Below are 25,309 nucleotides of genomic sequence, written 5' to 3' on the forward strand. Positions count from 1 at the left end.
AGGAGAGACGTGGCACGACTGCAGATCGAAGCGGTATCGAAGAAGTTCGACACCGACTACGCCGTGCGCGAGGTGAGCCTCGATATCGCCGACGGCGAATTCATGGTGTTGCTCGGCCCCAGCGGCTGCGGCAAATCCACCCTGCTGCGGATGATCGCCGGACTGGAGGAGCCGAGCGAGGGCCGAATCCTGGTGGGCGGCAACGATGTCACCGACGCGGCGCCGCAACGCCGCGACCTGGCGATGGTGTTCCAGAGCTACGCGCTGTACCCACACCTGTCGGTGGCCAAGAACATCGGATTCCCGTTGCGGGCGCGGCGACGGCCGCGCGCCGAGATCGACCAGCGCGTCGCCGAGGTGTCGGCCACGCTGGAACTGTCGGCGCTGCTCGAGCGCCGACCGGTGGCGCTCTCGGGTGGGCAGCGGCAGCGAGTCGCGCTGGCGCGTGCCATGGTTCGCGATCCCGGCGCGTTCCTGATGGACGAGCCGCTGTCGAATCTGGACGCCAAACTGCGCAGCGCGACCCGCGCCGAACTGATCTCGCTGCACCAGCGACTCGGTGCGACCTTCCTCTACGTCACCCACGACCAGGTCGAGGCGATGACGATGGCCACGCGCATCGCGCTGCTCAACGAGGGCAGGGTCGAACAGTGCGGCACCCCCGCCGAGCTCTACGACCAGCCGCGCTCGGCCTTCGTCGCCGGATTCCTCGGCGCACCGCCGATGAACCTGTTCCCGGCGGTCGTCACCAGCCGTGACGGCGCACTGCGGGTGACCGCCGACGGCGTAGAGGCCGCGCTCGCGATCACCGACGAACTCGACACCGCGACCCCGGTGCTCGCGGGCATCCGCCCCGAACGCCTGCGCATCGACCCGACCGCCACCGCCGTTCGCGGCACGGTGCGCATGGTCGAGAACCTCGGCAGCGAGGAACTGGTGCACCTCGACGCGGGTAGCACCGGTCTGTGTGTGCGCGTGGCGCGCCCCGCCGGGGTTCGTGTCGGCGAGGACATCGCCCTGCGCGTCGACCCCGCCGACATCCATCTTTTCGACCCCGATACCGGCCTGCGGCTGACCTGGCAGGCGCCGCAACCGGATTCCACTGAGGCCATGGACGCGGCGGCAGTGCCCGTCCCCTGATTTCCGCAGTACCACTCGATGAGGAGAACCATCATGAAACGCACCCTGCCCGTATTGGGCGTGGTGTTCACCACCGCCGTCGCGTTGAGCGGCTGCGGTCTGGGCGGCACCGTGTCCTCGGACACCACCTCCACCGCGCAGATTCCCGAACTGACGCCCGACCAGCAGGTCTCGATCACCTTCGAGTCCTACAACTACGGCATCGCCGGCGCCTGGACCGACACGTTCAACGGGTTGATCGCCGACTTCGGTAAGAAGCATCCCAACATCAAGGTCACCGCGCAGAAGCCGCAGGGCAACAGCCCGAACCCGGCCACCGACACCATCTCCAGCATCCAGAACCAGATGGTCGCGGGCACCCCGCCCGACGTCGCCCAGCTCGGCTTCAGCGACCTGGACTTCACCGTGAACCAGCTGCAGGCCAAGCCGCTCGACACCCTCGTCGGCAAGCAGGAGGTGGACCGCAACTTCGACGGCCGCCACGCCTACGCCCCTCGCGCCCGCGTCCTCGACGACTGGAACGGCCACACCTACGGCGTGCCGTTCGTGTTCTCCACCCCGGTGCTGTACCTGAACGCGTCGCTGTTCACCGAAGCCGGTCTGGATCCGGCCGACCCGCCCGCCACCTGGGCAGAGGTCGCGACCGCGTCGAAGCAGATCGCCGACCGCACCGGCAAGGGCGGGGTGTACATCGACTGCCTGACCAAGACCGCCAAGGACTGGTGCTTCCAGTCGATGGTGCGTTCCAACGGTGGCCGGGTCATCTCCGCGGACCGCCGCACCCTCAGCTACGCCGACGCCCCCGCCGTCGAGGTGGTCACGATGGCGCAGAACCTGGTGAACACCGGCAGCATGCCCAAGCTCAACCAGAAGCAAGGGTACGAAGCGTTCGGGCGTGGCGAGGTCGGCATGATCCTCGAGACCAGCGCCATCCAGGGCACCTTCGTCGCGGGCGCCAAGGACAAGTGGGATCTGCGCTCGGCGCCGATGCCCTCGTTCGGCGACAAACCGACCGTGCCGACCAATTCCGGTGCGGGCCTGCACATTCTGTCCAACGATCCCGCCAAGCAGCGGGCCTCGTGGGAGCTGATCAAGTTCCTCACCAGCGAGGAGTCCTACATCAAGATCTCGCAGAACATCGGCTACCTGCCGCTGCGTACCGGGCTGCTCGAACAGCCCGACGGTCTGAAGAACTGGGCCGACAAGAACCCGCTGCTGAAGCCGAACGTCGCCCAGCTGGGCAACATGGAGCCGTGGGTCTCCATGCCCGGCAACAGCTACCTGCAGATGCGCGACGGCATGATGGACGCGGTCGAGGCGGTCGTGTTCCAGGGCAAGGATCCCCAGTCCACGCTGTCTGCCGCGCAGGCCGAGGGCGCCAAGCTCGTACCGGCGGCATGATGAGTGATCTCACCATCGTCCAGCTCACCGACACCCACCTGCGCCCGGTCGGCGAGCTCGTCCACGGTGTCGTCGACACCGACGCGAACCTCGCGCGGGTGCTCACCCACCTGCGCGAAGCCGGGCAGCGGGTCGACGCCCTGGTGCTCTCGGGTGACCTGTCCGACAACGGGTCACCCGAGGCGTACCGGCGGCTGCGTGCCGCCGTCGAGCCGGTCGCGGCCGAGCTCGGTGCCGAGATCGTCTATGTCATGGGTAATCACGACGAGCGCGCGGCCTTCGGCGAGGAATTGCTCGACCTGCCCGCGGGCTCGGTGGACACCGCGCTGCCGCACGATTCGGTGCGCGAGGTCGCCGGCGTGCGCATCATCGCGCTCGACAGCACGACGCCGATGCGCCACGAAGGCAGGCTCGAACTCGATCAACTGGCCTGGCTGACCGAGCAACTGCGCACGCCCGCCCCGCGCGGCACCGTGCTCGTACTGCACCACCCGCCGCTGCCCTCACCCGTGCTCGCCGCCGACCTCCTCAAACTCGAGGACGCCGACCGGTTGGCGCAGGTGCTCGACGGCACCGATGTCCGGATGATCCTGTGCGGGCACAACCACCTCACCGGTGCCGGGGCAGTGGCGGGGATCCCGGTGTGGATCGGTCCGGCGCTGTCGTACCGGCTCGATCCGATGGCTCCTGCGGGCAGACACCGCGGGCACACCGGATTCGGGTACAGCCGCATCGATCTCGTCGGCGAGACCGTGCTTGCCACCGCGATCGAGGCCACCCCGGCCACGCCGATCTACGATCGGCCCGAGTCCGAGGTGCTCGAGCAGCTCGCGGCGATCGCCGCACGGACGCGGTGACATGTTCGTCATCGACGACAGGCAGGACCCGGCGCAGGTGGCGATCATCGCCCCTGCGCCGGGTCCGCGCCGGTTCACCCGCCGCAAGGCCGCCCGGCTCCTCGCGCCCTACCTGTATCTCGCGCCCGCCCTGTTCCTACTCGTGGTGTGGACCTATCAACCGCTGGTGCAGGCCGTGCAGCTGTCCACCTACTCGTGGAATCTGCTGCCGACCGCACCGATGAAGCCGGTCGGCACCGCCAATTACGCTCGGCTGCTGGATCTTCCGGCGTTCTGGGGTTCGCTGGGCCGCACCGCCACCCTGATCCTGGGCCTGCTGCCGTTCACGGTGCTGTTGCCGGTGCTGATCGCGCTGGCGAGCAGGCGGGTGCACGGGCGGGCCCGCACCTTCTATCAGGCGCTGGTGTTCGCGCCGTTCCTCGTCGCGCCCGTCGCCGCGGCGGCGGTGTGGCGGTGGCTGCTGCATCCGGGGTCGGGATTCGTCGACCAGTTGCTCGGCACCGGCCACAACTGGGTCTACGACACCTCCACCTCCCAGGCCGTGATCATCGTGATCACCGGCTGGCAGCTGCTCGGTTTCGCCGTGCTGGTGGTGTGGGCGGGCCTGGCGGGAATCAGTGGCGACTACAGCGAGGCCGCCTCGGTCGACGGGGCGACACCCGGTCAGATCCGGCGCTGGATCACGCTGCCGCTGCTCTCGCCCACGCTGCTGTTCCTGGTGCTCACCACCGTCCTGCTCAGTCCCACCCTGTCGTTCCCGCTGATCGACTCGATGACCCAGGGCGGGCCCTCACAGTCAACGACCAACATCTACTACCTGCTCTGGGACTACGCGTTCCACAGCTTCGACGCAGGCCTGAGCGCGGCGGCGGGTGTGCTGTTGTTCGTCGGTTTCGGCGCGTTGGCCGCGGCGCTGGTCTGGATATCGGAAAAGGTTGCCGTTCATGATGATTGATCGTCTCCGCCTGGCGGGCAGCCACCTGCTGCTCGCCGGGACGGCGCTGGTGTGCGTGTTCCCCATCTACTGGCTGTTCGCGACGGCGCTGCGCAGGCCCGCCGACGTCACCTCGCTCTCGCCGCTGCCGTGGCCACTGTCGATCGACAACTACCTCGACGCGGCCCACAAGGTCGACGTCGCGGGTCTGATCGCCAACACGTTCTTCGTGGCGATCCTGTCGGCCGCCGGTCAGCTGCTGATCGCGCTGCTGGCCTCGTACGCGTTCGCGATGTACACCTTCCCGCTACAGCGGCTGATGTACCTGGCGTTCGTCGGTGTCTGGCTGGTGCCGTTCCAGGTCACCATGCTGCCCAACTACATCCTGCTCAACGAGCTCGGCCTGATCAACACGCTCATCGGCTGTGTCGTTCCGACCCTGTGCTCGGCACTGGGCGTGCTCCTGTTGCGCCAGCACATGAACGCCTTCCCGAAGGAACTGATCGCGGCCGCGAAGATGGACGGCCGTTCTTCGTGGGCCATCCTGTGGACCGTGGTCGTGCCGAACCTGCGCCCCGCCCTGGCCGCACTCGGTATCCTGCTGTTCATCAACGCCTGGAACGAATACTTCTGGCCCGCGGTGGTGCTGCGTCAGTCCAACGATGTCCTGCAGTTGGGCCTGCGCAGCTTCATGGGCACCGAGGGCGATCAGTGGGGGCCGATGATGGCGCTGGCCAGCCTGGCCTGCCTACCGGTTCTGCTGCTGTATCTGGTGCTCCAACGTCACATCGTCAACGCGTTCGTCCGCTCGGGACTCAAGTGAAAGATCCCCTCCACCGAGCCCGGTGGAGGGGATCTTCGCTGTGCGCGGTTCTCAGCGGGCGGCCACGGTGGTGAGGGTTCCGATGAGGGCGGTGTCGTGGGTGGCGGCGCGGAAGCGCGGGTGGTCGAGGATGTCGTGGAGAAAATCGGTGGTGGTCGCTACGCCGGGGCCGTCGATCGTGGTCTCGGCCAGCGCGCGGCGCATGCGGGCGATGGCGGTCGGGCGGTCGGGCGCCCAGACGACGACCTTCGCGAGCAGCGAATCATAGTGCGGCACAACGGTGTAACCGGGGGCGATGTGGGTGTCGACGCGCACGAACGGTCCCGCGGGGAGCACGCAGTCGGTGAGTGCGCCTGGAGCAGGGGCGAATTCACGCTCGGGGTCCTCGGCGTTGATCCGGCATTCGATCGAGACGCCACGCGGCGGCTGATCGACGCCCACGTCCAGCGGTTCACCCGCCGCGATGCGCAACTGTTGCGCGACCAGGTCGACGCCGGTGACCATCTCGGTGACCGGGTGCTCCACCTGCAGACGGCAGTTGACCTCCATGAAGTAGAACTGCCCGTCGGGTCCGAGCAGGAACTCCACGGTGCCGGCACCGACGTAACCCGCGGCACGGCAGCCGCGCACGGCCGCCGCGCCTATCCGTTGCGCCAGCTCGGTGGACAACCCGGGGGCAGGCGATTCCTCGACGAGTTTCTGGTGCCTGCGCTGCAGCGAGCAGTCACGCAGACCGAGGTGCGCGACCGTGCCGTGGGTGTCGGCCAGGATCTGGACCTCCACGTGCCGAGCCGATTCCAGGTAACGCTCGAGGTAGAGCCTGCCGTCGCCGAACACCGCGGCGGCCGAGGCTCTGGTGTGTTGCCAGGCGGCATCGAAATCGTCGCCGTCGCGCACGACCCGCATCCCGCGTCCGCCACCGCCCGCGACAGCCTTGATGATCACCGGGTAGCCGATCTCCTCGGCCAGCGCCCGCGCCCGGTCGGCGTCGTCGATCGGGTCGCGACTGCCCGGCAGCAGCGGCAGGCCCGCATCGGCCATCAGCGCGCGTGCGGTCGACTTGTCGCCGAGCCGGGCCATCACCGCGGCGGGCGCGCCGACGAAGACGAAACCCTGCGCCTCGCACACCTCGGCGAAATCCGGGTCCTCGGAGAGGAATCCGTAGCCGGGGTGGATCGCGTCGGCCCCGGTAGCGCGCGCGGCCTCGATGATGGCCGGGATAGACAGGTAGCTGCGCTTGGCCGCGGCGGGCCCGATCTGGACGTGCTGGTCGGCCAGCCGCACCGCCGCGGAGTCGCGATCGACCGCGGAATGCACGGCCACGGTGGCGATGCCGAGTTCGCGACAGGTACGGATGACGCGCACCGCGATCTCGCCGCGGTTGGCGATGAGCACCTTGCGCAGCGGGCGGGTCACCGCAACGCCTCGAACACGATCAGCGGCTGACCGTGCTCCACGGCCGCACCGTCGTCGACGAGCAGTTCGGCGACAACGCCTTCCTCGGCGGCGGTGACCGGGATCATCAGTTTCATCGCCTCGATGATGCCGACCTGCCTGCCCGCACGGACCGGGTCGCCCACCGAAACGAACGGCGCGGCACCGGGTTCGGGCGATCGATAGAACACACCGACGGTCTCGGCGGTCAGGGTGAAGGTGTTCGCGGCGGACGATCCGACGGCCGCCGACGGCCCGAGCGGCGGCTCGGCGGGCGCCGTCACGAGCGGGACCCGCCCGCTGTCGGGGCCGGCCGCGGGCGCCGAGACGGGGTGGCCGTCCCAGGTGATCCGCAGCGACACCGCGCCGTTGGCGACGGTCACCGAGGTCGGGCCTGCCGCGGTGGCACGCACCGACATCGCGTGGCGGGTGAGCACCGCGAGGTTGTGGTCGGCGTCGGTGGCGCTCACCGCGCGCTGGGCGGATTCGTTGGTCGCGGGCTCGGTCATCGATTCTCCTTCGATCATCTGCTCGTCCTGCTCTCCGGCCCGGCCGTTCCGTACCCCCGAAACCGACTGTGACGGTGGGCGATCAGCTCGGCGGCCGGCCAGGCGCGCAGTTCGCGCACGGTCTGGCCGACGGCGCGGCGCAGCAGCTCCGCCGCGGCGACCGGGTCGCGATCGGCACCACCTGCCGGTTCGGGGACGACCCCGTCGACGATGCCGAGTTCGAGCAGCGCGGCCGCGTCGACACGCAGGGCGGCGGCGGCGCGCGGCGCGGCGGCCGGGTCCTTCCACAGGATCGCGGCGCATCCTTCCGGGCTGATCACCGAGTAGACCGCGTTCTCGCACACCAGCACCCGGTCGGCCAGTGCCAGCGCGAGCGCTCCCCCGCTGCCGCCCTCACCGGTGATCACGGTGACCACCGGAACAGGCAGTCCGGCAAGCAGTTTCAGTGATTCGGCGATGGCGGCCGCCTGGCCCTGTTCCTCGGCTTCGACGCCGGGATAGGCACCCGCGGTGTCGACCAGCGCGACCACCGGCCTGCCGAGCTTGGCGGCCAGCCGCAGCACGCGCACGGCCTTGCGGTAGCCCGCCGGGGTCGGCATGCCGTAGTTGCGTGCGGTCAGTTCGGGTCCGGTACGGCCCTTCTGGGTACCGATCACCACGACCGGCAGGCCGTCGAGCCGGGCGAAGCCCGCGATCAAGGCCGGGCAGTCCGCCGACATCCGATCACCGTGCAACTCGACGAATTCGTCGAACGCGGTGGCCAGATAGTCCAGGGTGGTCGGCCTGCCGAGCTTGCGGGCGGCACGCACGCGGTCCCACGGTTCGCCCATGGTGAGCGCGGCCGGGTCGGTGATCAGCGCGTCCGCGTCATCGGGGGCCGAGCCGCCTACCGGGCCGACCGTCATCGCCACGAGTCGCGACAACCGGGTGCGCAGCGCGGCGCGGTGGCAGATCATGTCGACGATGCCGTGCTCCAGAAGGAACTCGGCGGTCTGGAACCCGTCGGGCAGGGTCTGACCGATGGTCTGCTGGATCACCCGTGGACCCGCGAAGCCGAGGCGCGCACCGGGTTCGGCGACGATGACATCGGTGGAGGTCGCGAAGGAGGCGGCCACGCCGCCATAGGTCGGGTCGGTGATGATCGAGACGGTCAATACGCCCGCGTCGTCGAGCCTGCGCAGCGCGCGGCTGGTCTTGGCCATCTGCATCAGCGCGACGATGCCCTCCTGCATCCGCGCGCCACCGGACGCGGTGACGAGCACCAGCGGCGTGTGGTCGGCCAGCGCCGCCTCGGCGGCCGCGGTGACCGCTTCACCGACGGCGCTGCCGAGGCTGCCGCCGAGGAAGCGGAAGTCCATGACGGCCAACACGATCGGGGTGGCATCGACGGTGCCGCGCACGCAACGGATCGCCTCGGACATGCCGGTTGTCCTACGCGCCTGCTCCGCCCGCTCGGTGTAGGCGCGGGTATCGGTGAATTCCAGCGGGTCGGTGACCGTCGCCGCGACGGCGATCGGCTGCGCCGAATCCACGTCGAGGAGCTGATCGATGCGCTGGTCGGCGGTGAGCATGCCGTGGTCGTCGCATTCCGGGCAGACCCGGTTCGCACGTTCGTAGCGCTTCAGATAGATGATCGATCGACAAGCCGGGCACAGTATCCATGCGGTGCCGATGGTCTCGGTCGCGGTGTCGACGGTCATCGATCCTCCAGCGGACGGGGGACGTAACGGGCGCAGGCCGCGGGCAACCGGACGCCCGCGGCGCGCAGACCGGCGACGCGGGTGAGGTAGGCGGCGCCGAACATCAGCTGCCCCGCGATGTCGGCGACGGCGCGGTTGTCGGGTGCGGCCAGGTAGGTGCCCGCCGTCCAGGTGTTGAAGGCGCCCATCGCGGGCCCGCACCAGATCTGGTAGTCGGCGACCCGATCGGCCTCGCCACGGATGCTCCACCCCGAGGACAGCCCGAGGTACCAGCGAAACACCAAGGCCATCTTGGCTTTCGGGTCCCGTTCGGCGCCGACGAGCTGAGCCGGATCGCGTTCGGTGAAGTACCGGACGCACTCGGCCCACACCTCGTCGAGCGGCCTGCGGAACAGCGTGGACTCGAGCTCGGCCCGCAGTGTCGCCGGCAGCGCGTCGAGTCCGTCGTAGGCGCGGTAGGTGTCGTAGAGCCGCTGGGCGCGAGCCGCGAACATGGTGCCCCGGCGCAGCACCTGCACCTGCACACCGAGTTCGAACATGTCCGACGACGGCGACATGGCGCAATCGGCGAACTCGGCGCGGGCCAGCAGGGTCTTGGTCGCCGCGCACTGCGCCGCCTCCATGGCCGCCTGGTTCACCGAGCCGGTGACCACGTAGGCCGCGCCGAGCCCGAAGGCCGCCGCGATCGCGTCGGGGGTACCGAGACCGCCCGCCGCGCCGACCCGGACCTGGCTCGCACCGGGGATCGATGCGGCGAGGCGGTCGCGGGCCGCGATCAGTTCCGGCAGCAGGACCGTGAGCGGCCTGCGGTCGGTGTGCCCGCCCGAGTCCGCCTCGGCGGTGATGTCGTCGGCCATCGGGACCCGCTCGGCGAGCCGGGCCTGCTCCTCGGTGATCCGGCCCGCCGCGACGAGTTCGCGCAGCAGCCGGATCGGCGCGGGGCGCAGGAACAACTCGGCCACCTCGACGCGAGAGACCTTGGCGATCACCCGGTTCCGTCGTTCGATGTCGCCGTGCCGGTCGGCCACGAGCCCGGCGGCCCGGTAGCGCACCACCTCGGCGGTGAGGTCCATGAAGGCCGAGGCTTCGACGCAGCGCACGTCGTGGCGCAGGCAGGCATCAATGATGGCGCGTTCGAGCGCGGGCTCGCTGGGGCTGTGGATGAGGTTGCACGCGAACGGCTGTGTGCCCAGTTCCCCGGCCAGCTCGGCCAGTGCCGCCTCGACGGTGCCCGGCGCGACACCCGCGGCGCCGTACGCGGCCAGATAGCCGTTGTGCGCCATGGCTTTCACCAGTGCGGGCGAGGCGATACCGTTGGCCATCGCCCCGGCGGCATAGGCCGCCCGGACACCGTGTGCGGCACGGAAGGCGCTGTCGCCCAAGCGTTGTGGTGGCAGCGGCCCGACGGCCGCGAGCACCTGGGCACGGCCCGCGATCGTCTCGTCGGCGGTGGCGCCGACGACACCGTCGGCCCGCACGATCCAGCACGGGGAGTCCAGATCGAGCAGCAGTGCGGTGATCTCCTCGACGGTGGTCGCCACCGCCGCGGTGCGCAGCATGGTCATCACGGCATCCGATCCACGAGTTCGACGGCCAGATCGGTCACTTCGTAGATCCGCAGGCCCGGCTTCCACAGCGAGCCGTCCACCACGGCGGTCACCCCGTGTGGACCCCGGTGCAGCGCCTTGATGTGCGCCTCCAGTTCGACGGTGCCGTCGGTGGGCAGGAACTGACCGCGGTAGCGCCAGCTGAACGGGATGTCGGCCGGGATGCGGAATACCGGGTCGGTCATGCCCGTGGCGTGGCCCGCATCGATGAGCCATTCCTGGACGGCGTGGATCACCGATTCGACGCCGAGTGAGCCGGGGATCACCGGGTCGAGGTGGAAGTGCCGGGTGAAGAACCAGTCGTCGGGGTCGATGGCGCGCAGCGAATGCAGGTATCCCGCACCGTGTTCCCCGCCGCCGTCGACCACGTCCACCCGGTCGATCAGGGTCAGGGTGTCGCGCGAACACAGCGGCGCGTTCGGGTCGGCGCGCCGGGCGGCCACGTCGATCGTCCTGACCTGTGCGCGCGGGTTCTCTGCCAGCCAGGACGGGGCGGGGCGACCCGCGTCGAGGCCGGTCTGGTTGGCGAGGGCCTCGTCGCTGAAGTAGCCGAACATGGTCTCGCCCGCGTAGAACGGTTCGCCGTCGACGCGGAGGGTGTAATCGAAGGTCTGCAGCGAGGATCCGGGCAGGATCGTCGTCGACAGCATCCGGGAGGACTGTTCGATCGTGCGGTCGCGCAGGTCCACCTGGCGCAGCACCGTCGCTGTGCCGCCGAGATTGCGCAGGCTCAGGGTGGTGCCGGGCTGGGTGAGGGTCGGTCCGGCGTAGTAGCCCATGAGCAGCGCCGCCTGCAGCGAGGTCTCCATGTAGACGAAATGCGGCATGGACTCGTTGGCCGTGTCGGCGTAGTACCAGGAGTCGGCGGGCGAGTCGTATTCGGTGGTGTAGGACGCGGAGTCGAATGTGCCGCGCGCACCGTCGAAGTCGCGGACGCGGTCGACCAGCAGCAGGCCGCCGGTGGGCAGGCGGGTCGCGCGGACGCCGGTGTAGTCCGCGAACTCCGGGCCCATCGCGATCGCCTGGTCGCCGCGAGCAAGGTGGGTCATGTGGAACTCGTTGAGCAGCAGGTCGGGTACCGCCTCGCCGGGGCCGACACCCGTGCCGGCCGGTTCGGTGACCGTGACCTCGACGGCCACGCTCGGCTCACCACCGGAGAAGCTGACGGTGCCGGTGACATGCGGGCGGGGAACGAGATCCAGGCCGGTGACGACGAACTCCAGGGTGCCTTTGGTCGCCCCGGTGACGGCAGCGGCGGACCCGGTCACAACCGGGGAGGCCGCGGTCAGCGTGCTGCCCGACAGGCACAGGTGCATGCCGGTGAACAGCGCGAAGACCTCGGCTGCCTGCCGGGCCGCCGCACCTGGCGCACCCTCGTAGCGGGCGACCACGCGGCCGTCGCCGTTCCCGCCGTAGAGCTCGATCGACTCGATCTCGGTGAGCGCCAAAGGTTCACCGACGGCGAGGCGGACAGCCACCTCGACCCCGTCGCGCCGATAGGCAGGCCCGAAGACCGTCGCGACCGCGCCCTCGGCCAGCAGCGCCAGCGCCGCCCGGTCGAGATGGGTGCGGCCGGTGCGCGCCAAGGGCTTGAACGCCCCTTCTCGCGCCGCGATCCCGGCGGTCGTCGCCACGCTGTTGCGCGCCGGGGCCTGATCGACGATCTCCGGTCCGGCGGCAGCGCCCACCGTGGTTCGGTCGGCAACCGCTGCCACGGCGGCCCTTTCGATCGGACCGGTCGACCTTGTCCACACCGCGCGCTGCACGGCGACCTGCGCGGCGAGGGCGGCACGGTGCGCGGTGACGACTCCGATGCGCAGTTCGGCAATCGGGCTCGGCACCGAATCCGTCACTGCTGCACCGGAGTACAGCCCGTCCGCTGTGGTGGGCGCTGGCTGCACTGCCTGTGCGGTGGACGTTGTGGACGGCTCGGCCTGCGCCAGGGTCCGCGCGGGGGACGCACCGACCGGGTCGAAGGCGATGCCGTCGAAATCGAGGACTGTCATCGGGTCCACTCCCTCACCGAGGTCTGGAACTTCTCTGTCAGATCGGGCGTCGTGAGGACGGTGACGTCCGAGAAGTGCTGCAGCACTGTGCCGTCGGTGGCCAGTGCGGTGGCGTCGATGCGGGCTTCGAGCCGCCCGGCGCGCGGGTTGTCAACCACGAGGACGAACGGTTCGGTCCTCGGGAGCGGGTGGTGGTAGTCGATCCGGCCGACGCCGAGGGGCAGGCAGGCCGCGCCGAGCAGTCGGTGGCCGAGAACGGGCGGACCCTGCAGGATCAGGTCGGCGGCGACCGGATCGTGCAGACGGCCCGCGTACGCGCCGCCGACCACGGGGCCGGTGGGCAGGAAGCACTCGAGAACGATCATGCTGTCGCTCTCGGACCTGATGGTGCGCAGGCCTTGCAACGCGGGCGCGTGGAACTGGATGGCGTCGGTGTAGATCCGCTCGGCGCCGGTTCCCGGACCGGCCACGATCGACCGCTTGCCCGCCTGCTCGGGGCCTGCGGCGAGCAACAGGGTCGCCCGGAAGTGCGCCGCCTTGTCACCGAACACGGTGGCGCGCAGTGCGGTCCGTCCGTCGATGTCGGCGACGGGTTCGAGCTCGATCTCCAGCGCGGTGACCGGATGATCGAAGACGAGCCCCTTGAGTACCTGATAGTCGCGAACGCCGATCACGGTGCGGCCCGGGCGGGTTCGCTCCGCGAGATTGATCATCGCGCCGAGACCGAAGGTGGCGGGCAGCACGATGTGCTCGCCGATCCGGTGCGCGGCGATCACGGGTTCGTCGACCAGGCCGGTGACATCGCGCCGGGCGCGCACCCGTGCGACGCGACGTTCGCCCGTCGACAGCGCGGTCGCGGCGCCTACCAGCAGCACCGGTTCCGGTCGGCGGTCCTCGGTGAACTGCGTCGTGAACGCGGCGGCGCCCGCGGCGGGGGCCAGCAGCGGAATGCCGCGGTCGTGGAAGTGCTCGCGCAGTTCGGCCGTCACCATGCCGCCGTCCCAGGCGCCCCAGTCGATCGCCGTGACGCGATGGCCGGGGTGGCTACGCCCCCAGCTCACCGCGAACCGGCTCAGCGCCTCGTTCGCGGCGGCGTAGTCGGCCTGTCCGGTGTTGCCGAACAGCCCGGCCACCGAGGTGAACAGCACCAGGTCTCTGGGCTGCTCCACCGCGGCCAGGACGGCGGCGAGACCGCCGAGCTTGGGCCGCAGGACCCGGCCGATCGAGTCCGCGGTCTTGTCCGGGATCAGGGAATCGGCCAGCACACCCGCGCCGTGTACGACACCGGTGATGGTCTCGCGCCACGGTGCGATAGCCTCGGCGAGCGCGGCCGCGTCGGTCGCGTCGACGGCCAGATAGTCGGCACGATCACCGAGAGTGGCCAGGGTGGAACGGATTTCGCGGACCGCGCGGATCTCGCCGCACGCCCGATCGATGTCCTTCGGCTTCACCCCGGTCCCGGCCAGTGCGCGCACCGCCGCCGGCTTGAGGTCACCCTCGGCGACGCCGACTGCCCAGTCCGGTTCGTCGGTGAGCTGGGTTCGTCCGAGCAGGACGAATCGTGCCGGGCTGTGTTCGGCGAGGGCGAGCACACAGGTGGCGGTGACACCCCTCGCACCGCCGGTCACCAGCAGCACGTCGTCCTCGGTCAGCACCGTTGGCGCGAGTGTGGTTGCCGCGCTGACGATCTCGGTGGTGACAGCGTCTCCGTGCCTGCTCGGCACCGGGGTGCGCCGCTGTCCCGATCCGTCGACGCCGACCTCGATGGTGTCGACGGCCGCGTCGCACAGCTCTTCGAGCACGATCTGCGCCACCCGCCCCGGCGTCGCCGCCGGGGCGATGTCGAGGGCGCGGCAGAACAGCGCGGGCTCCTCGGCCGCCAGGGTCTTCACCAGGCCACCGAGGCCGCCGAGCAGGGCAGGCACCGGATCGGCGTCACCGAGCAGACCGAGGTGCCCGTCGAGCCGGGTGACGGTGACGAAGCCGGCGCGGTCGGTCGCTGCGCGCAGAGCGGGCACCACCCGACCGGTGAGCAGGATCGCCTCGGTCAGGATGCGCTCTGCCTGAGCCCATTCCGAGGCGACACCGGCCACGACCACACAGATGTCCGCGGAGCCGGACACGGCCTCGGCGGGACCTACCCGCTGCACCGTCCAGCTGCGTTCGCGCAGTGTCTCCTCGATCGCCTCGGTATCGGTCTCGGCCGAGGGATCGAGGCAGACCACCAGCGCGCGGCCTGCCAGGCGATACGGATCGACCGCCAGGTCGACCGGTGCCAGCTCGACGAGTTCGACGACGTGCCGCGGCGTTTCGGCCGCGGCCTCAGCTTTTGGGTGGACATCACCCCCGGCCAGCTCGTCCACGATCTGATCCAATGATCGCAGGGTGCCGAGCTGTTCGGGTCCGAGACTGGGTAGGTTCGGAAACCGTTCCTGCAGCGCACCGATCACCTGGACCCGCTTGATCGAGTCCACGCCCAGATCCGCTTCCAGATCCATTGTCGGATCGACCATCTCGACCGGGTATCCGGTTTTGTCGGCGACGACTTCGCGCAGCGCCTGGCGCAGGGTGTCGGCGGTCGCGGCGCCGTCGGCCGGGGCGGCCTCGGCGGTGGTGGGCGGGGCTGCGACGGTGGCAGGTGCGGTGGCGCTGTCCGCCTCGACGAGCAGGTCCGCGATCTGGTCCAGCGTGCGCAGGGTGCCCAGCTGCTCGGGACCGAGGCTGGGTAGCGAGGGGAAGCGTTCCTGCAGTGCGCCGATGACCTGCACGCGCTTGATCGAGTCGACGCCGAGGTCGGCTTCCAGGTCCATGGTGGGGTCGACCATCTCGACCGGGTAGCCGGTCTTGTCGGCCACCACCTCGCGCAGCGCGGCGCGGATCGCGTCACCGGTGATCGCGCCGTCGGCGGCCGCGCCGGAGGTGACTGTCTGCGGTGCGGTGTCAGCGTGCTGAGCCGTTGCCGGAACCACCACGGGGGCAGCACCATTCGCCGCGGAAGCGACCGGGGTGGTATGCCCGTTGGTGGGAACGGGCGCCGGGGTGGCGATCACCGGCACAGCGGGCGCGGCGGTGATCGCCCGCGCGGCGGGCCGGGTAGCGGTCACGGTGCGGGTGCCCGTCAGCGGTGCGCCGCCCTCGAGCTCGGCGAGCTGAGCGAGCACATCGCTTGCCCGCGAGTGGCTTTCGCTGATCGCGATGCCGTGGTCCTTCACCGCTTCGATGGCGCGCAGGGTGTTCTCGTCGAGCGTGCCGCTGCTCAGCGCTCCCGCCAGGCCACGGGCCAGGTCGAGCTGGCCGTCCAGGTACTGCCGGTGGGTGTCGAGGTGCTGCACCAGGGCGGTGTCGAGCGAGTCGCTCGTCCGGTACTCGGACGAGCCGGGGGCGGGGATGGTCACGAGCTGTTCCTCCACGGGCGGGGCTACCACCGGTTGTGGCGCCGCGAACGAGTGCGGCGCGGCTGTTGATACGGGGACCGGGGCAACGGCGGCTCCGGGTTCGACGGCCACCGCGGGCACGGCGAGCTGGACGCGGTAGTCCCCGGCCAGCGCTTCGGTGTAGGCCCTGCGGCGGCTGTCGGGCACGTATTCCGGCGCCGACAGAGTCACCGTCATCCGGTTCGCGGCCGGAACGGCCCGGTGGGGTTCGGGCGCGGCATGACGGTTGATCCCCGCGATCTCGACACCGAGCACGGCCAGGCGCACCGCGGCGCGCTTGAGCGCCACGTCGCCGTTGCCGATGGGGCCGGAGTCGGTGGCGAAGGCGATCACGTCGTCGCCGAGGGTGCGCCGCACCAGCGAGGTCAGCACCTGCTTGGGACCGCATTCGACGAAGACGGTGCACCCGTCGGCGTGCATGGCCCGCAGCGCGTCGACGAACTCGACGGGGTGGCGCAACTGCGCTGTCAGCGTCGCCCGGTTGGCGGCGACGTCGGCGCCGTAGGACGCGCCCGCGGTGTCGGCGTACACCGGCACCGTCGGCTCGATGATGTCGACTTCGGCGACCGCGGCGCCGAAGTCGGTGACGGCGTGGGCGACGTAGGGCGTGTGGAAAGCGGCGGCCACCGGCAGATCCCTGGTGGTCCAACCCTTTTCGGCGCTGCGCGCGGCGAAGGCGGCGATGCCGTCCGGCCCGCCGCCGACCACGATCTGATCCGGGGCGTTGTGGTTGCAGATCCACACGTCGTCGAGATCGGCGATGACCTCGGCTACGTCCTCACGCGTCGCGCTGACGGCCACCATGGTGCCCGCCTCGACCCCGTCGGCCACGGTCATCGCCGCGCCGCGCGCCCGGGCCAGGGTGTAGAAGTCCTCGGTGCTCATCGCACCCGAGGCCCACAGCGCCGTCAGTTCGCCGAAGCTGTGGCCGAGTAGACCGTGCGCGCGCAGCCCGAACTCGGTGAGAACCCGGAACTGTCCGGCCGCGAGCGCGCCGATCGCGGGCTGGGCGAATTCGGTCCGCCGCAGGGCCGATTCCTGGTCCGCGCGAACCTGTTCGGTGAACGCGGGCGGCGGGAAAACCACCGCGCCGAGGCGCTGGGGCGCGCCGACGAAAGCCGCGTTGGCCGCGTCGAAGGCAGCGCCGACGGGCGGGTTGTTCAGCACGGTGTCCAGGCCCATGTCCACGTACTGACTGCCCTGACCGGCGAACAGCACGCCGACCTTTACCGCGGGCAGCGCCGCGGCGCGGAAGTAGACGCCTTCGGGGTGATCCCAGTGCGCCGCATCGGGATTGCGCACCATCTCGTCCACCGCGAGCGTGCGCAGGTCGGCCGCGGTTTCCTCGTCGACGGCGACGAAACCGATCCGGGCGTGGCCTGCCGGGATGTCGGCGCCGTCGGTGCCCTCGGTGCTGCGGACCACGTCGATCAGGCCCGCCACGTCCGGCGCGTGCCACAGGTGCGCGCGGGGCACGCGGTGCAGAATCTGCCCGCGCTCGCCGTCGGCCTCCTCGAGCACGAGGTGGAAGTTGGTGCCGCCGAAGCCCATCGCCGAGGCGGCCGCCCGACGGGCCGGGCGCTGCGGATCGCGCACCCACGGCCGGGTCCTGGTGTTGACATAGAACGGGGTCCGCGTGGCGTCGATCTCGTCGTTGGGCGCGTCGACATTGATCGTCGACGGCAGGATCTTCTGGTGCAGGGCCAGCGCGAGTTTCATCACCCCCGCCGTGCCCGCGGCGCCCTTGGTGTGCCCGATCTGGGACTTCACGCTGCCGAGCGCGGCGAACCCGGTCTCCGAACTCGCCTCGGCCAGTATGCCTTTGAGCGCGGTCAGCTCGGTCTTGTCGCCGACCGCGGTGCCGGTGGCATGTGCCTCGATCAGCTCGACATCGGCGGGCGAGCACTCGGCGTCGGCGTAGGCACGGTCGAGTGCGACCCGCTGCCCCTCGGCGCGGGGCGCGTAGATGCTCTTGGAACGGCCGTCGCTCGACGATCCGAGACCGCGGATCACGGCATAGATCCGATTGCCGTCACGTCGGGCGTCGGCCAGCCTGCGCAGCGCGAGCATGGTGATGCCCTCGCCGAGCAGCGTGCCGTCGGCCTCGGCCGAGAACGGGCTGATCCGCCCGGTCGGCGACAGCGCGCCGACCTTGCTGAAGCACAGGTAGATGAAGATCGAGTTCTCGGTGTCGACGCCACCGGTGATCATCATGTCGGCGCGACCGTCCTGCAGTTCGGCGATCGCGGTGCGGATAGCGGCCAGCGACGCCGCGCACGCCGCGTCGACAGTGCAGTTGATACCGCCGAGTCCGAGCCGGTTGGCGACCCGGCCTGCCACCACATTCGCGAGCAGACCGGGGAAGGAGTTCTCCTCCCACGGCGCGAACGCGGCGACGAACCGGCGCGAGATCTCCGCGACATCGCCCTCGGACAGGCCGACCGAACGGGCGGCCTGCTCGAGCACCGGAGTGGACAGGCGCGCGGCGAGCGGGTGCATCAGCGGCACCGGCCCGGTGGTGCCGAGCACCACGCCGGTGCGCGCGGGGTCGTACCACTGCGAGCCAGTCGCGCCCGCGTCGGCGAGCAGGTCACGCGCCACCCCCAGACTCAGGGTTTGCATGGTGCTGGTGACCTCGAGCTGGTTCGGCGGCAGGCCGAACTCCAGCGGATCGAAGTCGACCTCGGGCAGGAAAGCCCCACGGCGCGAATAGGTTTTGTCGGGCACCGACCGGTCGGGGTCGTAGTAGTCGTCCAAGCTCCAGCGCGACGCGGGCACCTCGGAGGTGCAGTCGACGCCGTCGATGATGTTCTGCCAGTACTCGCGGTGGGTGTGTGCCTTCGGCAGCAGACCCGACATCCCGACAATGGCGATCGGGTCGCGTGCCAGTCGTCGTTCGACGGTCACGAAAGGTTCCTCTCAGGCGGCAACGGTGGTGGCGGTGGCCGAGGCGATCAGTTCGGCCGCGGTGGCGGCGAACAGGCGGTGGCCTACCGGACTCGGATGCAGACCGTCGGCGGTCCACACCTGCGCCGTGGCCCATTCGGGCCTGGCGGCGAGATCGAGCAGCAGTGTCCCGGTGTCGTCGGTGACCCGGGCGAGGACATCGTTGGCGGTAGCGAAACGCTCACGCAGTAGGGCGCGGAAACCGTCCGGCACAGGTAGGCGGGCGGGGATATCGGGATAGTTCGCCGTGAAGACGGTGGCTTCCCGAGCCCGCAGGGTGCTGAAGACGGTGTACAGGTTGTCGGCGAAACGATTCTCGTCATACGCGCTGACCAGGTCGTTCACGCCGACAACCACACCGTAGAGGCCGGCCCGTGCCGACGACGTCGCCGCTGCGAGCTGGCTCGCGACGACATCGCCGGTCGTGGCGCCGTGGGTACCGAAGTTGTTGATCGCGGCGGGCCGCAGCCCGAGCTGACCGCCGAGGCGCGAGACCCAGCCCCGGTAGCCACCCGCCGCGGCGGGATCGCCACGACCCTCCACGAAGCTGTCCCCGAGCGCCGTCAGGCCGGCCGAGATCACGCCGGGACCGCCGCGGTATTCACCACGTGCCGGTCGGCGACCGGGAAGTCGACCTCCTCGTAGAGCGCGCTGAGCTCGGCCTCACCGAAGAACTTGTCCGGCGGGTACAGGCCCGCGATCAGTCCGAAGAACTTCTTGGAGTAGTGCGGGCTAAGGCTCGCCGCGCGGAAGACCGAGTCGTAGTACGGGGTGAGCGTCAGTTCCGAGATCGACTGGGTCAGTTCGTAGGTGCTCGCGCTCTGGGCATCGCGCTCGCGCTGGTATTCCGGCATGGTCTGCTCGAACGGTCGTGCGCCCGAGAGGCTTTCGTGCACCAGGTCGGCCAGCAGCTGGCTGTACTTGAACGCGTCGGTGATGCCCCAGCCGGTGAACGGGTCCTTGTGGTAGCCGGCGTCGCCGACCAGGGCCCAGCCGGGCCCGAAGGACTGGCGGCGGTAGTTGTCCGGGTAGAGCATCGGCCGGAAGGGCTCCACGCGCTTGCCCGTGTCGCGCAGGCGGGCCCCGATCTCCGGGTCGATCTGGTCGACGATCTCCTGCACGCCCGCATCCGGGTCGGTGCGGAAGTCGCGGAACCGGTCGCGCTTGCGCATGACCGCGACCAGGGCGAGCCCGTCGTTGGTCGGCCAGGACGCGAACTGCTGCTCACCGAAACCGGTGCGGTGCTGCATGCCCCAGTCGACGCCCTCGTAGTAGGAGTAGTAGATGAAGCAGGCGGCGGGTGAACCCTCGTAGGTCGCCGCGCCGACCTCCTTGGCGACGATCGAGTTGGCGCCGTCGGCCCCGATCACCAGCCGGGCGCGGAATTCCTGCTCCGGGCCGTCGCCGACGCGACCGCGGATGCCCGCCACCCGGTCGCCGTCGCGCAGCAGCCCGGTGACGGTGAAGCCCTGGATCATCTCGGCGCCGGCCTCGCCCGCCGCGTCGACCAGGATCTCGTCGAGCACGGTGCGGCGCGGGCAGTACACGGCGTCGATGCCGTCGGCCGACGGATCGGCCATGCCCGGGATCACGATGTCGGTGTAGCTGAAGTTCAGGTGGCGGATCGGCGGGCAGCCGGTGGCCACCACGGTGTCGAGCAGACCCCAGGACTTCAGAAAGCCCAGACCGGCCTGGTGGATGTAGTGGGTGGACGGTGTGTCGCTGGGAAAGGTCGAACGATCCACGGCGAGCACCCGGTAACCCTGACGGGCCAGCAGCATGGCCAGGGGCGAGCCCGCGACCCGGGTTCCGACGACGATGACGTCATACATGATGTGATCACTTTCGCTGGTCGAATTCCGATTTCGAGTCTGTCGCCCATGTATTGCGCAAACCACTGCGGGCCACCGCAATTCATCGGCCGATCGCTCCCGGCTATCGTCGGCGGGAACGAGGGGGAATTTCGCGTCGCGTTACCCGCGCGACACGTAGAGCTGATTTATCTCGGCGGAAAAGGTTTCGGCGATCATGGCCCGCTTCAATTTCAACGACGACGTGAGCAGGCCGGCGTCGACAGTGAAATCGCCGTCGACGATGCAAAACGCACGAATGGATTCCGGGCGTGACACCAGTGAATTGGCGTCGTCGACGGCGGCCTGGACCACGGTGGCCGGGTCGTCGTCGGGGTTCTCGGCACGCCACTTCGCCAGGCGGTCGGCATCGAGGGTGATCAGCGCGGTCACGAACGGGCGGCCGTCACCGACCACCATGCAGTTGCTGACCAGTGGGTGCAGGCGCACCCGGTCCTCCAGCGGCGTCGGGGCGACGTTCTTGCCGCCGGAGGTCACCAGGATCTCCTTCTTGCGCCCCGTGATCCGCAGGTGACCGTCGACGAGTTCGCCGATGTCACCGGTGTGCAGCCAGCCGTCGTCGTCGACGGGAAGCTGATCGGCCGCCGCGCCCCAGTAGCCGGGCGAGACGTGCGGACCCCGGACCAGCACCTCGCCGTCGGCGCCGATGCCGACCTCGGTGCCCGGGATCGGACGGCCGACGGTGCCGAGCCGATTGGTCGTCGGCGCGCTCACGGTGACCGCGGTGGCGGCCTCGGTCAGGCCGTAGCAGTTCAGGACGACAACGCCGAACCCGGCGTAGAAGCCCGCGGTGGTGTCGTCGAGCGAGGCGCCGCCGGAGATCACATACCGCAGCCGACCGCCGAACGCGGCCGACACGGCGTCGTCGGTCGCGGTGGGCGCAGCGCCCTCGGCCAGCAGGGCGAGGCCGCGCTCGACCGCGGCCGCTTCCTGCTCGTCGGTGAGCAGCGCGCGGGTGTGCTTGCGAATCTTCTCCAGCGCGTAGGGAATCAACGCGAGGAAGGTCGGCCGCAGCCGGGCCAGCGCGGGCACCAGATCAGGCACACCGGGCAGTAGGTGGGTGCGGCTGCCACCGTAGAGGCAGGCGAACAGGATCGTCTGGCCGAACACGTGCGACAACGGCAGCGCCAGCACCGTGGTGCCGTCGAACAGCGAGCCGGTCTGGCGGGAAGTGTTCGCGGCGGTGACGTACATGTTGCGGTGGCTGATCATGCAGCCCTTCGCCGGACCGGTGGTGCCGCTGGTGTAGACGATCATCGCCAGGTCGTCGGCGCCGACCGCCGCGATCCGCGCGTCGAGTTCCGGATGCTGCGCACCCTTGGCCCAGCCACCGATCTCGTCGAACGACCACACCTGCCCGCTCGCCCCCGCCGCGGTCAACCGGGCGGCGTCGTCGGCGGATTCGGCGGCGAAGAACCGGCTGCCGCTGTCGCGCAGGATGTGTTCGATCTGGGCGGCGGAGGAGGTCGGGTACACCGGCACGATCACGGCGCCGATCGCCATGGCCGCGCAGTCGAGCAGCGCCCATTCCAGGCTCGTGCGGCCGAGCACGGCCACCCGATCGCCGGCGGCGACCGCGTGGTCGAGCAGTGTCGAGGCGAGCGCGCGGACCTGGGTGTCCAGCTCGCCGGTGGTCAGTTGAGTTCCGTCGGCGGCACACAGGCTGTGGCGTGCGGGGTCACGTCGTGCCGCTTCGGAAACAATCGCGTAGAGGCTGGAGGTATCGGATGGAACGAATCCGTTCGCGGTGACAGACACTGAGTTCACGAATTGAATTCTTCACGGCCACAACCATTCCCGTCGCCACCGCCATTGCTGTTCCTACCGCGCGAAAGTCATGTCCTATCGACGATTTCAGGCCGACAACGCACGGACATCATCTATCTGTGCGGATTCGATGCATTCCAGGAACAGCGACACGGCGGGATTCGCTTCGTCGGCACGCCACACCGCGTGCAAATCCAGCGTCGGCACCGGATCGAACAATTTCACCGCCACCGAACTGCTGCCCGGCACTCCCATTCCCATCGAAATCGCCCGCGGTAGCGAGGCGAACCCGACCAGAGAGCGCACCGACACGATGTGCGCGGTGGCGCCGGGGTCGTCGGCCGAGTGGGTGACGTTGAGCGAGATCCTGGTCTCGGCCGCCGAACGCAGAATCGTGTCGTACATCGACGGACACTGCTCCCGCGCGAACAACACACAGTCCTGGCCCTGCAATTCGGCGAACGGGACACCCGGCCGGTCCGCCCAGCGATGTCGTCGGCCGACGACAGCGACCAGCGGAACCCGATGCAGAAGACGGCGATAGCGGAAGTCCGCCGTACTGGGATGACCGTAGACCAGGGCCACGTCCAGTGATCCGTCGGCGAGACCGGCCAGCTGCGGGCCGGTTCGCTTCTCCCACAGCGAAACCACGATGTCGGGGTGGCGCTCGGTCATTCTGGTCAGCGCCTCCGGCAGCACATGTCTGCTGGCAGGCAGGTTGTATCCGATACTGAGACTGCCCGCACGACCTTCGGCGGTAGCCTTGGCCGCTTGGGCGGCACGGTCGAGCTGGGCGACGATTTGGCGGGCTTGGAGTTCGAACTCGCGTCCCGCCGGGGTCAGTCGCACCTCATGGGAGTTGCGGGCGACCAGTTGGACGCCCAGCGACTTCTCCAGCTTCTGCAGCTGGGCACTGAGACTTGGTTGGGTCAGATGGAGGCGCTGCGCTGCGCGACCGAAATGCAACTCTTCGGCGATGGTGATGAACGAAACGAGGTGTCGGAATTCCATGACGCCGGACTCCTTCCGAGTAACCATCACGCTAACCACGGCAGATAACCAGCGATGAATCCCAACTGCCAAGTAGCCGCCGTGCGCGTTGCCGGTGGGTGAACCCGTGCCGGTCGTCAGGATGTGGGGCCGTTGACCACCGCGTAGGCGAATCCGTCCCAACACGGTGAAAGGTCAGGAATTCGGACCGTTCACCACGGCGTAGGCGAATCCGTCCCAACCTTTTGCACCCACGGTCTGGATGACGGTGGCGTCGACGCTCGGTTCGGCGGCGAGCAAGTCGATCAGGTCGCGGCTGGCCCTGGCATTCGGGTCCTCGGTCTGCTCGTCGGCCACCGCGCCCGCGCGGACCACATTGTCGACGATGATCACCGAACCGGGGCGGGTCAGGCGCAACGCCCACTGTACGTAGTTGGAGTTGTTGACCTTGTCGGCGTCGATGAAGACCAGATCGAACGGCTCGGTCAGATCCTCGGCCACACCCGGCAGCGTGTCCAAAGCCGCCCCGACCAGAATCTCGACCCGCTCCCCCACGCCGGCCCGATCCAGATTCTCCCGGGCGACCTTGGCATGGCGCGGCTCGAACTCCAGCGTGACAACAAGCCCACCGTCCCCGACCGCCCGCGCCAACCACTCGGTGCTGTACCCGCCGAGCGTGCCGATCTCGAGGACCCGCCGCGCTTTCGCGGTGCGCGCCAACAGGTTCAGCAGCTTCCCCTGCGGCGGGGACACATCGATAGCGGGCAACCCCGCATCGGCATTGGCAGCAAGCGCGGGCAACCCGTCATCACCCACCAGCGTATTGACGATATAGCTGTCGACATCGGCCCAATCGTTGGTCGTCATAGACGCAAGGTACTACTTCGCGGTCTCGACCTCGGTCACACCGCGGATGAGCGTCGCCGCGTTCATCGCCATCGATTTCAACGACATCATCGCCGTGGCGAGCTCGTACAACAGCGTCCCGACTTTCGCAGTGGCGAACGAGATTTCGAACAGCGCACGGGCGATCAACGCGGGCGTCGCGGTGCCCGCGGACATGATGAGAATCGCGGTCGCCTCGGCGAGCATGCCCGCGAGACTGCTCAGAATCTCGACGATGATCGTGCGCACCGTTTCGACCACGCGCTTCATGCCCGCGTTGCACTGGGACAGCACTTCCCCGACCGCGGCCTGCTCGGCGATCTTGCCGGTCAGCTCGGTGGCCTTCTTCCGGTAGGCGTCGGCGGCGCAGCCTGCCCATTCGCCGATTCCGGTGTCGAGCGCGGTCGCCCATTCCTGCGCTGTGGTCTGCAGGTGCCCGGCGATCTTCGCCCACGCATCGCTGTAGGCCTGCACCATGTCGGGGTTGCCGGAGATCGAGTCGAGCGATTTGCGCATCGGTTCGACATGTTCGAGCATCCAGCTCATCAACTGCGTGCCGAGGAAGTTGAACGGGTCGAACTTCGCCAGGGTGGAGGTGCCCTTGATCGCCTTGCCGAACATCGACGCCGCTTCTTGCCAATCGCGGCCGGTGCTCGCCGCTTTGGCGATGGCCTCGGTCTTGTCCAGGACCGAGCCGTCGGAGGTGAGCGCCTGGTACAGCCCGTGCCCGTTCTCCCAGGTGTCACCCTGCAGCGTGCCTTTCAGGATGCCGGCCTCGGCTTCCTGCTTTCCGTCTTTGTCGGTGGACAGCCCCGGTCTCCCCACATTGTTCAGCAGGGGGTTGCCCTCCTGGTAGTAGGTGTCGCGGAAATCGACCGCGCCTTTGTCTACCTCGAGCAGGTCGTTGTCCGGGGCTCGGGCGTCGTCGAAGGTGTCGACGCTGCCGGGCAGCGGCAGCGTGTTCTCGTTGAGGAATCTGCCCACCGCGTTGGGTCCGTCGGCCAT

The 25,309-nt window shown here is 69.5% G+C and carries 17 protein-coding genes; 5 read left to right on the forward strand and 12 right to left on the reverse strand.

Annotation, left to right across the window (positions count from 1 at the left end):
• Positions 1 to 9 precede the first annotated feature (9 nt).
• Genes ACFWUP_RS04900 through ACFWUP_RS04920 form a run of 5 tightly spaced genes read left to right on the forward strand, consistent with a single transcriptional unit; the run spans position 10 to position 5,155 of the window.
• Positions 10 to 1,140, forward strand: coding sequence for an ABC transporter ATP-binding protein (locus ACFWUP_RS04900; protein WP_379230784.1), 1,131 nt, complete (start codon positions 10 to 12; stop codon positions 1,138 to 1,140).
• A gap of 33 nt (positions 1,141 to 1,173) precedes the next feature.
• Entirely contained in the window at positions 1,174 to 2,541 is a 1,368-nt protein-coding gene (locus ACFWUP_RS04905) for an ABC transporter substrate-binding protein (protein WP_379230786.1), read from the forward strand.
• Complete coding sequence (locus ACFWUP_RS04910; RefSeq protein ID WP_379230788.1) at positions 2,541 to 3,398, forward strand: metallophosphoesterase; 858 nt, start codon at positions 2,541 to 2,543, stop codon at positions 3,396 to 3,398. The genes ACFWUP_RS04905 and ACFWUP_RS04910 overlap by 1 nt, the downstream gene beginning before the upstream one ends.
• A gap of 1 nt (position 3,399) precedes the next feature.
• Positions 3,400 to 4,353, forward strand: coding sequence for a carbohydrate ABC transporter permease (locus ACFWUP_RS04915; protein ID WP_379230790.1), 954 nt, complete (start codon positions 3,400 to 3,402; stop codon positions 4,351 to 4,353).
• Positions 4,343 to 5,155: a carbohydrate ABC transporter permease gene (locus tag ACFWUP_RS04920; protein WP_379230792.1), complete on the forward strand. Its 813-nt coding sequence runs from the start codon at positions 4,343 to 4,345 to the stop codon at positions 5,153 to 5,155. Before ACFWUP_RS04915 ends, ACFWUP_RS04920 begins: the two co-directional genes overlap by 11 nt.
• Before the next feature lie 51 nt (positions 5,156 to 5,206).
• Here the strand turns inward: ACFWUP_RS04920 and ACFWUP_RS04925 are convergent, their stop codons facing one another.
• The 12 genes from ACFWUP_RS04925 to ACFWUP_RS04980 all read right to left on the reverse strand — a co-directional run bounded on the left by ACFWUP_RS04925 (position 5,207) and on the right by ACFWUP_RS04980 (position 25,309).
• On the reverse strand, positions 5,207 to 6,571 hold the full coding sequence (locus ACFWUP_RS04925; RefSeq protein WP_379230794.1) for an acetyl/propionyl/methylcrotonyl-CoA carboxylase subunit alpha: 1,365 nt from the start codon (positions 6,569 to 6,571) through the stop codon (positions 5,207 to 5,209).
• Positions 6,568 to 7,098: an acetyl-CoA carboxylase biotin carboxyl carrier protein gene (locus ACFWUP_RS04930; RefSeq protein ID WP_379230796.1), complete on the reverse strand. Its 531-nt coding sequence runs from the start codon at positions 7,096 to 7,098 to the stop codon at positions 6,568 to 6,570. Before ACFWUP_RS04930 ends, ACFWUP_RS04925 begins: the two co-directional genes overlap by 4 nt.
• A 14-nt stretch (positions 7,099 to 7,112) precedes the next feature.
• The gene (gene accD / locus ACFWUP_RS04935; protein WP_379230797.1) at positions 7,113 to 8,798 is read right to left on the reverse strand and encodes an acetyl-CoA carboxylase, carboxyltransferase subunit beta; all 1,686 of its coding nucleotides are present in this window, start codon (positions 8,796 to 8,798) and stop codon (positions 7,113 to 7,115) included.
• A complete protein-coding gene (locus ACFWUP_RS04940) occupies positions 8,795 to 10,363 on the reverse strand; it encodes a PfaD family polyunsaturated fatty acid/polyketide biosynthesis protein (RefSeq protein WP_379230799.1) in 1,569 nt (522 codons plus the stop codon). The genes accD and ACFWUP_RS04940 overlap by 4 nt, the downstream gene beginning before the upstream one ends.
• Entirely contained in the window at positions 10,363 to 12,411 is a 2,049-nt protein-coding gene (locus ACFWUP_RS04945) for a beta-ketoacyl synthase (protein WP_379230801.1), read from the reverse strand. Before ACFWUP_RS04945 ends, ACFWUP_RS04940 begins: the two co-directional genes overlap by 1 nt.
• Complete coding sequence (locus ACFWUP_RS04950) at positions 12,408 to 18,752, reverse strand: beta-ketoacyl synthase N-terminal-like domain-containing protein (protein WP_379230803.1); 6,345 nt, start codon at positions 18,750 to 18,752, stop codon at positions 12,408 to 12,410. Before ACFWUP_RS04950 ends, ACFWUP_RS04945 begins: the two co-directional genes overlap by 4 nt.
• A 12-nt stretch (positions 18,753 to 18,764) precedes the next feature.
• A complete protein-coding gene (locus ACFWUP_RS04955; RefSeq protein WP_379230805.1) occupies positions 18,765 to 19,373 on the reverse strand; it encodes an SGNH/GDSL hydrolase family protein in 609 nt (202 codons plus the stop codon).
• Positions 19,370 to 20,623, reverse strand: a complete 1,254-nt coding sequence (locus ACFWUP_RS04960; protein ID WP_379230807.1) for an NAD(P)/FAD-dependent oxidoreductase — start codon at positions 20,621 to 20,623, stop codon at positions 19,370 to 19,372. The genes ACFWUP_RS04955 and ACFWUP_RS04960 overlap by 4 nt, the downstream gene beginning before the upstream one ends.
• A gap of 141 nt (positions 20,624 to 20,764) precedes the next feature.
• Complete coding sequence (locus tag ACFWUP_RS04965; protein ID WP_379230809.1) at positions 20,765 to 22,429, reverse strand: AMP-dependent synthetase/ligase; 1,665 nt, start codon at positions 22,427 to 22,429, stop codon at positions 20,765 to 20,767.
• 87 nt (positions 22,430 to 22,516) lie between these two features.
• Positions 22,517 to 23,440 (reverse strand): LysR family transcriptional regulator, encoded by a 924-nt coding sequence (locus tag ACFWUP_RS04970; protein ID WP_379230811.1) that lies wholly within the window; start codon positions 23,438 to 23,440, stop codon positions 22,517 to 22,519.
• A 174-nt stretch (positions 23,441 to 23,614) separates the two neighbouring features.
• The gene (locus ACFWUP_RS04975) at positions 23,615 to 24,286 is read right to left on the reverse strand and encodes an O-methyltransferase (RefSeq protein ID WP_379230813.1); all 672 of its coding nucleotides are present in this window, start codon (positions 24,284 to 24,286) and stop codon (positions 23,615 to 23,617) included.
• A 12-nt stretch (positions 24,287 to 24,298) separates the two neighbouring features.
• Positions 24,299 to 25,309 (reverse strand): hypothetical protein, encoded by a 1,011-nt coding sequence (locus ACFWUP_RS04980; RefSeq protein WP_379230815.1) that lies wholly within the window; start codon positions 25,307 to 25,309, stop codon positions 24,299 to 24,301.

Origin of the sequence: Nocardia sp. NPDC058658 (genome assembly GCF_042716665.1) — a bacterium.
GTDB lineage: Bacteria > Actinomycetota > Actinomycetes > Mycobacteriales > Mycobacteriaceae > Nocardia.